Origin of the sequence: Pseudomonas sp. NBRC 111140 (assembly GCF_001320885.1) — a bacterium.
In the GTDB taxonomy this organism is placed as follows: Bacteria; Pseudomonadota; Gammaproteobacteria; order Pseudomonadales; family Pseudomonadaceae; genus Aquipseudomonas; species Aquipseudomonas putida_P.
Genome location: NZ_BCBQ01000065.1, coordinates 25365 through 37051 on the forward strand (window position 1 = coordinate 25365; position 11687 = coordinate 37051).

Sequence of the window (11687 nt, forward strand, 5' to 3'; positions counted from 1 at the left end):
AGACAATGAGGGTGTCATGAGCAACGAAAGCATTAATTGGGACAAGCTGGGTTTCGACTACATCAAGACCGACAAACGCTACCTGTCCGTATGGCGCAATGGCGAGTGGGACAAGGGCACCCTGACCGAAGACAACGTACTGCACATCAGTGAAGGCTCCACGGCCTTGCACTATGGCCAGCAGTGCTTCGAAGGCCTGAAGGCCTACCGTTGCAAGGACGGCTCAATCAACCTGTTCCGCCCAGACCAGAACGCCGCTCGCATGCAGCGCAGCTGCGCTCGCCTGCTGATGCCGCACGTGCCGACCGATGTGTTCATCGAAGCGTGCAAGCAAGTGGTCAAGGCCAACGAAAAATTCGTGCCACCGCACGGCAAAGGCGCCCTGTACCTGCGCCCGTTCGTGATCGGCACCGGCGACAACATTGGCGTGCGCACCGCCCCCGAGTTCATCTTCTCGGTGTTCGCCATCCCGGTTGGTTCGTACTTCAAGGGCGGCATGAAGCCGCACAACTTCCAGATTTCCAGCTTCGACCGTGCGGCCCCACAAGGCACCGGCGCAGCCAAGGTCGGCGGTAACTACGCTGCCAGCCTGCAGCCGGGCGCTGAAGCGAAGAAAGCCAACTTCGCCGACGCCATCTACCTCGACCCGCTGACCCACACCAAAATCGAAGAAGTCGGTTCGGCCAACTTCTTCGGCATCACCGCCAACAACGAGTTCGTCACCCCGAAATCGGCCTCGGTGCTGCCAGGCATTACCCGCCTGTCGCTGATGGAACTGGCGCAATCGCGCCTGGGCCTGACCGTGATCGAAGGCGATGTCGAAATCAGCAAGCTGGACCGCTTCATCGAAGCTGGCGCCTGCGGTACCGCTGCGGTGATCACCCCGATCGGCGGCATCGAGTACAACGGCAAGCTGCACGTGTTCCACGACCTGGAAAAGGTCGGCCCGGTTACCCAGAAGCTCTACAACGAGCTGACCGGCATCCAGAGCGGTGACGTTGAAGCACCGGCTGGCTGGATCGTCAAAGTCGCCTGAGGCGCTTCAGCGATTTGAAAAAGGGCATGCCAGCGATGGCATGCCCTTTTTTTTGTCGACACTGGCAGAATCTTCACGCCAGGCGACGCTGCATCAGCAGATGCCGGGCTTTGTCGAAGGCCCAGTTGTACAGCACGGTGTAGGGCAGAATGATGACGAAGAAGCCCAGCTCCACCATGAACGCCTGCGCCAGCGAAATATCCAGCATCCACGCCGCCACCGGCAAACACCACACCACCAGCCCGGCTTCGAAGCCCAGGCCGTGCACGAAACGCGCACGGGCCTTCCAGTGGATACGCTCGGCCTGCACGTAGCGGTCGACCAGCGCGTTGTAGACCATGTTCCACAACATGGCGATGACCGACAGGGTCACAGCCAGCGCGCCCGCCGTCGCCAGTGACTTGCCCATGATCCAGGACAGCAGCGGCGCACACAGCAACACCGCGAACACTTCGTAGCCAACGGCGTGAACCAGGCGTTCGGTAAAGGACACGTGTTTCATTGCAAATTCCATCCATTGCGTGAGTCGTGCTGTCTATTTTCTTTGATAAAACTGATACTCACGACATAGCTACTATCGGTTTTATCAATACCATGCGCTATTCACCCGAAGCTCTGGTCGCGTTTGTCGAAGCTGCATCGCTGGGTTCGTTCTCTGCTGCAGCGCGCAAACTGCGCAAAAGTCAGTCCACCATCAGCATCGCCATCGCCAATTTCGAGGCTGATATCGGCTGCCCGTTGTTTGATCGCGGTGGCCGCCACCCCACGCTGAATGAAGCGGGCCGGCAGGTACTGAGCCATGTCGAGGCGATTCTCGATGCCAGCGCCCAGCTCGATGCGCTGGCGGTGCGACTGGCACAGAACGTCGAGCCCTTGGTATCGGTGGTGATGTCGGACAGCTACAGCGTCACGTTCCAGGGCGCGGTGATGGCCCGCTTCGCCCAGCAGTACTCACACACTGAATTGCGCTGCGGCCCGGCGGAGGACGCTGATGTAATCGAAATGATCCAACAGGGCCTGGCCCATGTCGGCATTCTTGCCACCCAACCCAGCTACCCCGCCGACGTGGCCGTGGCGCGCTTGCCGGAGCAGGCGGAATTTGGCGTTTACGTGGCCAGCGGGCACCCGTTGGCAAGCCTGGCGCAGGTGCAGGCGCAGCACCTGGAGCATGCACGGCAGCTGTATATCAAGACCTATGCCCCCAGCCTGCACCGCGGCCGCGGCCAGGCCTGGTCGGCACCGGACTACCTCACCCTGCTGGAGTTCGCCGTGCGCGGGTTTGGTTGGGCCGAGCTGCCCAGGGCGCTGGTGGCACGGTTTGGCAATGGGCTGGTGGAGTTGCCGATAGCGGGTTACCCACGCCGAGTGGATATGGATGTGGTCTGGTCTAGCCGGCGGGCATTGGGGCCGGCGGGGCAATGGCTGGTGCGGCAGATGTTGAAACCGTAAGGTTTTCACCTGCAATAAGTTGGCGCTGCTGCGCACCCCACCCTGGGGGAGCTGTCGCCGTGTGCGCCCAAACGCAACAACCAGTACACCCAACGACAATCCTTCCCTCGCCCTGCCCCGTAGCCTGTCACCACGCGCCGCCCCTCTGGCGGCACGCACCCAAAGCACAAGAACAAACGTTGGTGACCTATGCAGACAGTAGATCCGATCACCCTTGCGGTTGTCCGGGGTGCGCTGGAGACAGCGCAACGCGAAATGACCCTGACCCTGGAAAAGACCGGGCGCTCCAGTGTGTTCAACCTGGCCCACGACTATTCCAACTCGCTGTTCGATCACCTGCCGGAAATGATCCTGCAAGGCCAGGACATTCCCATCCACCTGGGTTCGCTGATCCCGGCCATGAAATGCGTGGCCGAGTTCTTCGGCGACGACATCGCAGAAGGCGACGTGATCTACCACAACGACCCGGCCTACAAGGGCAGCCATATTCTCGACTGTTGCATGTACAAGCCGGTGTACTACCAGGGCGAGTTGGTGTTCTGGACCGTGTGCAAAGGCCACCTGACCGACATCGGTGGCCCGGTACCGGCTGGCTACAACCCAGATGCCAAGGAAATCTACGCCGAAGGCCTGCGCATTCCGCCGGTCAAGCTGTGGGAAAAGGGCAAACGCCGTGAGGACGTGATCAACTTCATGCTCACCAACATGCGCGCCCGGCCCTATCAGGAAGGCGACCTCAATGCCCAGTATGGCGCCTGCAAGGTCGGCGAGCGGCACTTGCTGGAACTGCTCGACAAGTACGGCGTGGCGCAGGTGCGGGCCTGCATCGCCGAACTGAAGAACATGGCCGACCGGCACATGCGCGCACTGTTGCGTGATGTGCCGGACGGTGACTACAGCGGCACCGCCGTGCTCGAAGATGCCGGCCATGGCCTGGGCGAACTGGCCATCACCGCCCATGTACAGATACGTGGCGACCAGGCCCACGTGCGCATCGACAGCCCGCCGCAAGTGCCGTACTTCATCAATTCCTACGAGGGCAACTCGGTGTCGGGTGTGTACCTGGGGCTGATGATGTTCGCCCAGGTGGCGCCCCCCTACAACGAAGGGCTGTACCGCTGCGTCACGGTCGATGTCGGGCCCAGAGGCACGCTGTGCAATGCCGAAGAACCCGCACCCCACGTCAACTGCACCACCACGCCGATGGAAACCCTGGCCGATGCCGTGCGCACCGCGCTGGAACAGGCTTCGCCACAGCGGGTAACGGCCTCCTGGGGGCATACCAGCGGCATCAACATCGCCGGCCATGACCCGCGCAACGGCAACAGCGAGTACGTGACCATGGTGCTGGCCTCGATCATTTCCGGTGCCGGCGCCAACAAGGTGATGGATGGCTGGCACGCCTGCGGCCCGTTGTGCTGTTTCGGGGCGCTGATGAGCGGTGACATCGAGCTGCTCGAACACGCCTACCCGGTGCTGATCCACCGCTACAGCCTGATGGCCGACAGTGGTGGTGCCGGTGAATTCCGTGGCGGTTCGGGCACCCGCCTGGAGATCGAACCACTGGACCACGCCATGACCGTGGTCGGCTTTGGCGAGGGCCGCCAACTGCCCACCGCCGGTGCCGCCGGGGCACGCAACGCATTGCTTGAGCCCAAGCTGGGCCGGCTGATCCATCGCCACGCCGACGGCAGCGAAGACCATTACACGCAAAACCCCATGCTCACCCTGCAACCAGGCGAACGCATCATCAACGTCAACCCCGGCGGTGGTGGCTACGGCGACCCGCTGCGTCGCCCGGTCGCAGCCGTGCTGGAGGATGTGCGCAATGGCCTGGTCTCGCCACAAGGGGCAGCCCTGGAGTATGGCGTGGTCCTCGATGACCAAGGCCACCTCGACGAAACCGCCACCCGCCTTGCCCGCGCCCCGCGCTGACCGGAGAACCATCATGCGTAACCAATATCGCCTGGGCATCGACGCCGGCGGCACGTTCACCGATTTCATCCTGGCCGACCGCGACGGCGGCGTGCAGCTGTTCAAGGCCCCTTCCACGCCGCAAGACGGCACCCTGGCCATTCGCGCCGGCCTGGCACAGATCGCCGACGCCACCGGGCGCAGCCCGGCCGAACTCATCGCCAACTGTGACCTGTGCATCAACGGCACCACCGTGGCCCTCAACGCGCTGATCGAGCGCACCGGGGTCAAGGTGGGCCTGCTGTGCACCGAGGGGCACGAGGACAGCCTGGAAATCCGCCTGGGCCACAAGGAAGAAGGCCACCGCTACGACGCCCATTACCCGCCGGCACACATGCTTGCCCCACGCCACCTGCGCCGCCCAATTGGCGGCCGTATCCTTGGCGATGGCCGTGAGCACAGCCCCCTCGACGAAGCCGCTGTCCATGCGGCCATCGATTACTTCCGGGCCGAAGGCGTGCAGGCCGTGGCCATTTCCTTCCTGTGGTCGGTGCGCAACCCCAGCCACGAGCAGCGGGCCGCCGAGCTCGTACGGGCCGCCCTGCCCGACGTGTTCGTCTGCACCGGCTGCGAGGTGTTCCCGCAGATTCGCGAGTACACCCGCACCTCCACCACCGTGGTCAACGCCTACCTCAGCCCGGTAATGGCACGCTACGTGGCGCGCATCGACAACCTGTTCCAGGAACTTGGCGCACAGCAGCCGGTGCGCTACTTCCAGTCCAACGGTGGCCTGGCGCCTGGGTACCTGATGCGTGAGCGCGCTGTCAATGCGATCAACTCCGGCCCGGCCTCGGCGCCACAAGCCGGGCTGGCGGTGGCGAAGCCGTTCGGTATCGACAACGTCATTACCGTGGACATGGGCGGCACTTCGTTCGACATCACCCTGACCAACGCCGGGCGCACCAATTTCAGCAAGGACGTGGACTTTCTGCGCCAGCGCATCGGCGTGCCGATGATTCAAGTGGAGACCCTGGGCGCCGGCGGCGGCTCCATCGCTCATCTGGACGAGTTCGGCATGCTCCAGGTGGGCCCGCGCAGCGCCGGCGCCATGCCTGGGCCCGTGTGCTACGGCAAAGGTGGCTGCGAACCCACGGTCACCGACGCCAACCTGGCCTTGGGCTACCTGCCAGACGGCGCGCTGCTGGGTGGCAGCATTCGCCTGAACCGCCAGGCCGCGCTGGACGCTATCCGCAGCAAGATAGCCGAACCACTGGGTATCAGCGTGGAACGCGCCGCATTCGGCATCACCACCCTGGTCAACTTGAACATGGTCAACGGCATCCGCCGGGTGTCGATCGAGCGCGGCCACGACCCGCGCGACTTCGCCCTGATCGGCGCAGGCGGTGCGGCAGGCATGCACGTGGTGCGCCTGGCCGAAGAAATCGGCATGCACACCGTGCTGATCCCCAAGGTGGCGTCGGGCCTGTGCGCGTTCGGCCAGATCCTTTCCGACGTGCGCTACGACCAGCTCACCAGCCTGTCGATGCGCCTGGACTGCGGGCACGTGGACCTGGTGCAGCTCAACCAGGCCCTTGCCGAGCTCCGTCAGCAAGGCCTGGCCAACCTGCGCGAAGACGGCTTTGGCGACCAGGCCAGCAGCTGCCACTACACCTTGGAAATGCGCTACCTGGGGCAGATCCATGAATGCAGCGTGGAGCTGGAACAGCATGCCTTGGATGACACAGGCCTGGCCGCCCTGATCAGCCGCTTCCACAGCCGCCACCAAACCCTGTATTCGTACAGCGAGCCTGAAAGCCCGGTGGAGCTGGTGAACCTGGAGTGCTCGGTGATCGGCCACCTGCCACGCCCGCCGCAACCCGAGCTGCAGGGCCCGGCCGAGCCACCCGCGGCGCAGGCGCAAAGCGTGCGTCCGATGCTGTTCAGCGCCGACGGCCAATGGCAGCCCACACCGGTGTTCAATGGCAACCACCTGCTGCCCGGGCAGACCGTGCATGGTCCCTGCGTGATCGAGGAAGACACCACCAACATCGTGCTGCCGCCTGGCTGGCAGGCACGGCTGGAGCCTTCGGCGACCTACCGGGTGACACGCGGGGCTTGATCTGAAGGCCGGCGCGCGCCGATCATGGGCCTGATAACCGCCTGGCAGCTTTGCGCTGCCAGGCGTTTTGCACAATAACAAGAGCTGCTTGAGTAGCTTGCCTGCAGTTCCTTTTTTCAATGCTGCCCTCTTTGAAAAAGGACCCACCATGCCCACAGAACTCTCGACCCTCGGCTGGCCACAGCCCGAACGCCAGGCGCGCTGGGCCGAAGCCATCAGTGACACCTATTTCCCGCTGAGCCTGGAGTTTGCCGCCGAACAACCGTTCGATGGCCACTTGCAGCGCTGGAGCACGCCAAGTACCCCACTCAGCCTGTCGCGCCTGCGTTCCAGCCAGCTGGGCTACTCGCGCAGCAAGGCGCACATCGGCCAGGACCAAGAAGCGTTCTACCTGGTGACCGTGCCGCATCGCAGCGAGGTGCACTTCGAACAGGACGGTCATCAGATCAGCTGCCGCCCAGGTGGCTTCATCGTCGAGCGCGGCGATGCGCCTTACCGCTTCCATTACGGCACGCTGAATGACCTGTGGGTGCTCAAACTGCCCGAGCGTGCACTCAAGGCCAACCTGCTGGGGCACAGGCGCTATACCCGGCATTGTTTCGATGCCCGCCAGGGCTTGGGGCGCATTTTTGTCGAACAGTTGGACCTGTGCGCCCGCCACTTCGACGCTAGCCCCATCGCGGCCCGGCATCTGCTGCTGGAACAGGCTTCGGCCACCTTGCTGCTGGCCCTGCAACAGGACGAGCGAGTGCTGGGTAGCGAAGGCAGCAACCTCAGCACCCTGCACCTGACGCGGGTGGAACAGTATGTGCAGCAACACCTGAGCGACCCCGAGCTGTCGCCGCAAACCATTGCAAGTGCCTGCGGGCTGTCGCTGCGCTACCTGCACAAGCTGTTCGTGATCACGCCCTACACCCTGAGTGAGTGGATACGCCAGCTGCGCCTGGAGGCCGTGTACCGGCAATTGCGTGACCCGCATTGCCACCTGGCCATCGGCGAACTGGCATTGCGCTGGGGCTTTACCGACCAGGCGCAGTTCACCCGCGCGTTTCGCCAGCAGTATGGGTGCACGGCGCGGGAGGTACGGGCTGCAGGCACCCATTGAGCCGAAAGCGAAGATTCCTACGATGCACACCGACCCGTTGCGCCAGCCTCGCGATTATGGCTACGTGCTGCTGGAACAGGATCAATCCCCCGCCGGCACATCCACCACCTTCCAGCTGTCATCCGGGTCGAAGCGTTTCATCTCCTTGGCCAGCCTGTCACCGTGCGGCCCGAGGTCTTTCTCGAACACCTGGCCGTCATGGCTGATCATGAAGCTCATCACCCCGGTGTCGTCGTACTTGGCCGGCCAGGCGACCATGGCGAAGCCACGGCTCATCTGGTTGCCGATAAGGTAGCTGTAGGCGCCGCCAGGGGCGGATGGGCCTTGTGCGTCGAGGATGCGGAAGTGGTAGCCATACCAGTCATCACCGATCACATCCTGGCCAAACAGCGGCCCCAGCGGGCTGACCTGGCCATCGCCGTCGTCATCCCAGTACAAACCGTCATGCTTGCCGGGGTCGCTGAAGATTTTCTGCGCGTACTCCAGCGCACCGTTGCCGTTATGGTCCTGGGTGGCGTAGTCCATTTGCGCATCGTGATAGGCCAACAGCGACTGCAGCACGCCCAGCTCGTTGCGGCCGATGCGCCGGGCGCGGATTTCAGCGCTGCCGGCCTTGAGGTCGAAGCGCCAGCCTTGGCTACTTTTGGTCAACGGAATGGGCAAGGTCCAGTGATCGCTGCCCACCGCCAGGATGGCCTTGCCCTCGCCTGCCATGTCGATACTGTGCTGCGCACGGTACTGCTCCAGAAAGGTGTCCACGTCGCTGCGTTGCACTCCGCCGCGCGGGATGTAGGTGCGCCAGTCGTCGCCCAGCAACTGGGTCAGGCGGGCCTCATCAGCTTTCTCCGTGCCCAGCGCCGCGACAAAGGATTCAACGGCTTTCTCTGGGGTCGGGAAAGCGTCCTGGGCAGCGGCCAGGGATGCGCAGGCCAAGCCCACTGTAAGCAGCATTGCCGCCAGTGCTGGACGTTTCATCGACGACCTCCTCCGCCACGACGAGCGGGTGCACTGGGCCGAGAGATCTGGTGCCCGGCTGCACGCGATGCACTGGGCCGCTGGGCAAACGCCTGGCTGGTGCGACCACGGTTGGCCTGCGCATTGGTGCGCGATGGCGAGCGTACGCCATCGAAGGCGTTGTTACGGGCACGCCCTGCGGTATTCACAGGACGATTCTGACCGACTTGCCGCGCTTGCCCTTGCCGGCGTTGATCCATCTGGTTGTTCTGCTGCCGGCCCTGAGTGTTGCGTGCCTGCTGTTGACGGTCGGCAACCCTCGGATTGTCGCCACGGGGCTGTACACGGTTGCCCAATGCATTGCCCGACTTCGCTTCACGCATTTGTTGGCGTGCCTGAATGTTGCTGGTGGCTGGGCGTTCGATACCCGCTCGGTCCATGGAGGCACGCGCCTTGTCACGCGCCTGGGCACGTTGTGCGTCATCACCGCGAAATGCGCTGCGCTGGGTGGCACCGTCCAACTGGCGGCCGTACTGCTGACGGCTGCGCGCGTCGCGGTAAGGCACACCGTCACGGTTGACGGCATTGTGCTGCCATTTGTTCTGGTTGTTGGTGATGCGATTGTTGCCGTTGATGTTGTTGTAGCGGTTGACGTCGATGTCGATGTCATTGTTACCCCAGTCACAGTCGCCCCACAACGAGGCGACGATCGCAACGCCAGTACCGAAGGCCAGGCCTGCCACCAGTGCGGAGCCGGGGTAGTACATCGGTGGTGGTGGGTAGTACACCGGCGGTGAGGCCGGGTAGGCCCAGGTGCCATAGGTGGTGGTCGGGTTGTAGCTGGGGACGTACACCACTTGTGGGTCGGCCGGCTCGATGACGATGGTGGTGGGCGGCGCGCTGGCGGTGACCACCTGGGTGCCGCCGGAAGCGGGTGCGGGTGCAGGGGCCGCTGCAGGGGCCGTGGTGGTTTGCACGGTCACATTCTGGTACTGGTTGCTTTGCAGGTTGCCGGCAGCCTGCGCCTGGTGACGCAAACGCTGCACGCTGCCCATGACATCGTCGGGCTGGGCGAGGAAGGCATCACCCAGGCGCTGTACCCAGACCGGGTCCTGGCCAAGGGTCGCCAGCACCTGCGGGAATGCCACCAAGGCTTGTACGCTCGGGTCCCAGGGCTGCTTGGCTACTTGCTTGACCGCCTCGTCGCCGGTGGCCTTGGGGTTGGCCTTGGACCAGGTCACCGCTTCACTGACCTGCCCTGGGTAGGTCGACGCCATCAGCACCTGGGCCAACAGCGGATCAGGATACAGCGCGATGGGCGCGGTCATCTGATCGAGTTGTTCCTGGCTGAAGACCGGGTCCTTGGCTGCAGCCGTCTCGGCTGGGGGGGCTGGGTCCGGTGCGGGTACGTCTTCGGCCAGCGCCAGCCCGGGCGCCGCGCTCAGGCACAGGAGTGCCGACAGGACAGCAAACAATAGCGTGCGCATCGCTAATCCCCATGAGGTCAGACCGCGTGGAATAAGGGTAGCAACGGCGGCGGGTTTGGCCAGATGCGAAGGCGCAAACTTTTTGTGCTCTAGCCAGGACAAACACCACACCAAACAACAAGGCCGCGAGCGTGCCCGTGACATAGGTGCTGATCGGGCGCTGCTCAACCACCCAGGGCAATGATCGCCAGGATCAGTGACGCGCCCACAGCTACCAGGACCACGCCGGTCAACTGGGTGCGGCCACCGGAATAGCGCGCCAGCAGCCAGCCCGCCAGGTACAGCATGGCCAAGGCAACCCAGTTCGAGACACGGATGGCCGTGCCAGTGGTGTCTATCAGCAGGAACGGGATAACCATTGGGAACGTCGCCAGCACCACCAGCAGGAATGTCCCCAGCGCAGCCTTGAAATCATCCAGGCACAGGCGCGCCGGCATCGGGCGGGCGGCATCACGTTGCATCTGGCGACGTAGCATCTCCAACCCTTCGTCATCCAGTGCCAGGCCGATGCGTTCTGGCAGTGCATCAGCAATCAGCCTGCGCCCCTGGCCATCCTCAGCGGCCTGCAGGCGCGCCAGCAAAGTACGTGCGCGGGTGCGCTCGGTCCAGGTGCGCATCAGGTAGATGACCGCATCGGCCAGGCCCCAGGCCAGGTTGCAGCCAAGCGCAGCGACCAGCATCAGCCGAGCGTCTTCGCGCCCTGCCGTGGCCACGCTGAGCGAGCCGATGAAGGTCATAGCCATCAGCAGGCCAAAGATGACTTCGGTAATCCGGTCGATTGGCTCCAGCACACCCCATTTACGCGGTTGTTCGCCTTGCCCCATCACGCCCTCCCGGCTCCTCAGGAACCATCGATAGTCACTATCGAGAATGGCAATTTCTACCGAACGCCGTGGCCACATAACCTAGCGCTATCGACTCGCCGCCCACGACCCCATTCCCTGGAGCTACCTGATGAATACCCTGGCTCGCCTGCTGTCCGCCGCCCTTGCCGTGCTTGCCATCGCCATCAGCAGCGGATGTGCCAGCCACCCTGAACTGCGCCCGTACACGGCAGAAGAAGCCCGCCAGCTGCAGCTCGAAGCGCTGCAGCGCCGCAGCCTGTCCCTTGACGACTACGAGCAGCAACGCCGGGTGATCCAGCGCGCCGACAACCTGCCTGTGGTGACCGAAGCCGTCGACGCTGACCGCTCGACCAAAGGCTGAACAGGCCAGCCAACGGTTCCATCCCTCCCCCTGCGCAGGTATCCTCTACCGCTCAACCGCAAGCCTTCCAGGACGGAGACCATGATCAGGCCCCTTCTGTTGCTGAGTGCTGCAGTGCTTTTCAGCCCCGTGTTGCTGGCCCAGCAGATGAAACGCCAACTGGGCGATTTCGACTTCACACTCGGCACCACGCCTTCGCGCAGCATGGCGCAAGGGCTTATCTCACCCAGCGCCGTCGGCGCATTCCACGGTGGCCTCGATTTCAGCCACGCCAGTGGCTGGTACCTGGGCCAGTACGCCCCAAGCATGGGCGTCACCCCCAATTCGACCCTGCGTCTGGACAGCTACCTGGGCTACAAGCATCAGTTTGACAGCAGCCTGGGCTACGAGGTGGGGTTGATCCATTATAGTCAGCCA

At 63.7% G+C, this 11687-nt stretch carries 11 protein-coding genes; 7 read left to right on the forward strand and 4 right to left on the reverse strand.

Annotated elements, in window-relative coordinates:
• Positions 1 to 16: 16 nt before the first annotated feature.
• Positions 17 to 1036 (forward strand): branched-chain amino acid aminotransferase, encoded by a 1020-nt coding sequence (locus APH42_RS19565; protein WP_060494052.1) that lies wholly within the window; start codon positions 17 to 19, stop codon positions 1034 to 1036.
• A gap of 73 nt (positions 1037 to 1109) precedes the next feature.
• On the opposite strand, the gene APH42_RS19570 is transcribed toward APH42_RS19565, so the two are convergent.
• Entirely contained in the window at positions 1110 to 1538 is a 429-nt protein-coding gene (locus APH42_RS19570; protein WP_012272060.1) for a multidrug/biocide efflux PACE transporter, read from the reverse strand.
• A gap of 92 nt (positions 1539 to 1630) precedes the next feature.
• Between APH42_RS19570 and APH42_RS19575 the strand changes: the two genes are divergently transcribed.
• The 4 genes from APH42_RS19575 (at position 1631) to APH42_RS19590 (ending at position 7623) form a co-directional block, all read left to right on the forward strand.
• The gene (locus APH42_RS19575) at positions 1631 to 2485 is read left to right on the forward strand and encodes a LysR family transcriptional regulator (RefSeq protein WP_060494053.1); all 855 of its coding nucleotides are present in this window, start codon (positions 1631 to 1633) and stop codon (positions 2483 to 2485) included.
• 189 nt (positions 2486 to 2674) lie between these two features.
• Positions 2675 to 4420 (forward strand): hydantoinase B/oxoprolinase family protein, encoded by a 1746-nt coding sequence (locus APH42_RS19580; protein ID WP_060494054.1) that lies wholly within the window; start codon positions 2675 to 2677, stop codon positions 4418 to 4420.
• Positions 4421 to 4433: 13 nt separating this feature from the next.
• Positions 4434 to 6518 (forward strand): hydantoinase/oxoprolinase family protein, encoded by a 2085-nt coding sequence (locus tag APH42_RS19585; protein ID WP_060494055.1) that lies wholly within the window; start codon positions 4434 to 4436, stop codon positions 6516 to 6518.
• 148 nt (positions 6519 to 6666) lie between these two features.
• Positions 6667 to 7623: a helix-turn-helix domain-containing protein gene (locus tag APH42_RS19590; protein WP_060494056.1), complete on the forward strand. Its 957-nt coding sequence runs from the start codon at positions 6667 to 6669 to the stop codon at positions 7621 to 7623.
• 81 nt (positions 7624 to 7704) lie between these two features.
• Here APH42_RS19590 and APH42_RS19595 read toward each other — a convergent pair whose 3' ends face one another.
• The 3 genes from APH42_RS19595 to APH42_RS19605 all read right to left on the reverse strand — a co-directional run bounded on the left by APH42_RS19595 (position 7705) and on the right by APH42_RS19605 (position 10888).
• On the reverse strand, positions 7705 to 8598 hold the full coding sequence (locus APH42_RS19595; protein WP_060494057.1) for a DUF2950 domain-containing protein: 894 nt from the start codon (positions 8596 to 8598) through the stop codon (positions 7705 to 7707).
• Positions 8595 to 10064, reverse strand: coding sequence for a DUF3300 domain-containing protein (locus tag APH42_RS19600; RefSeq protein WP_012272054.1), 1470 nt, complete (start codon positions 10062 to 10064; stop codon positions 8595 to 8597). Before APH42_RS19600 ends, APH42_RS19595 begins: the two co-directional genes overlap by 4 nt.
• A gap of 164 nt (positions 10065 to 10228) precedes the next feature.
• Entirely contained in the window at positions 10229 to 10888 is a 660-nt protein-coding gene (locus APH42_RS19605; protein WP_060494058.1) for a VIT1/CCC1 transporter family protein, read from the reverse strand.
• 130 nt (positions 10889 to 11018) lie between these two features.
• On the opposite strand from APH42_RS19605, the gene APH42_RS19610 reads away from it, so the two are divergent.
• Positions 11019 to 11270: a hypothetical protein gene (locus APH42_RS19610; protein ID WP_012272052.1), complete on the forward strand. Its 252-nt coding sequence runs from the start codon at positions 11019 to 11021 to the stop codon at positions 11268 to 11270.
• Between the two features lie 81 nt (positions 11271 to 11351).
• Positions 11352 to 11687 (forward strand): TorF family putative porin (locus APH42_RS19615; protein WP_218187661.1); only part of this gene is annotated, 336 nt, incomplete at its 3' end.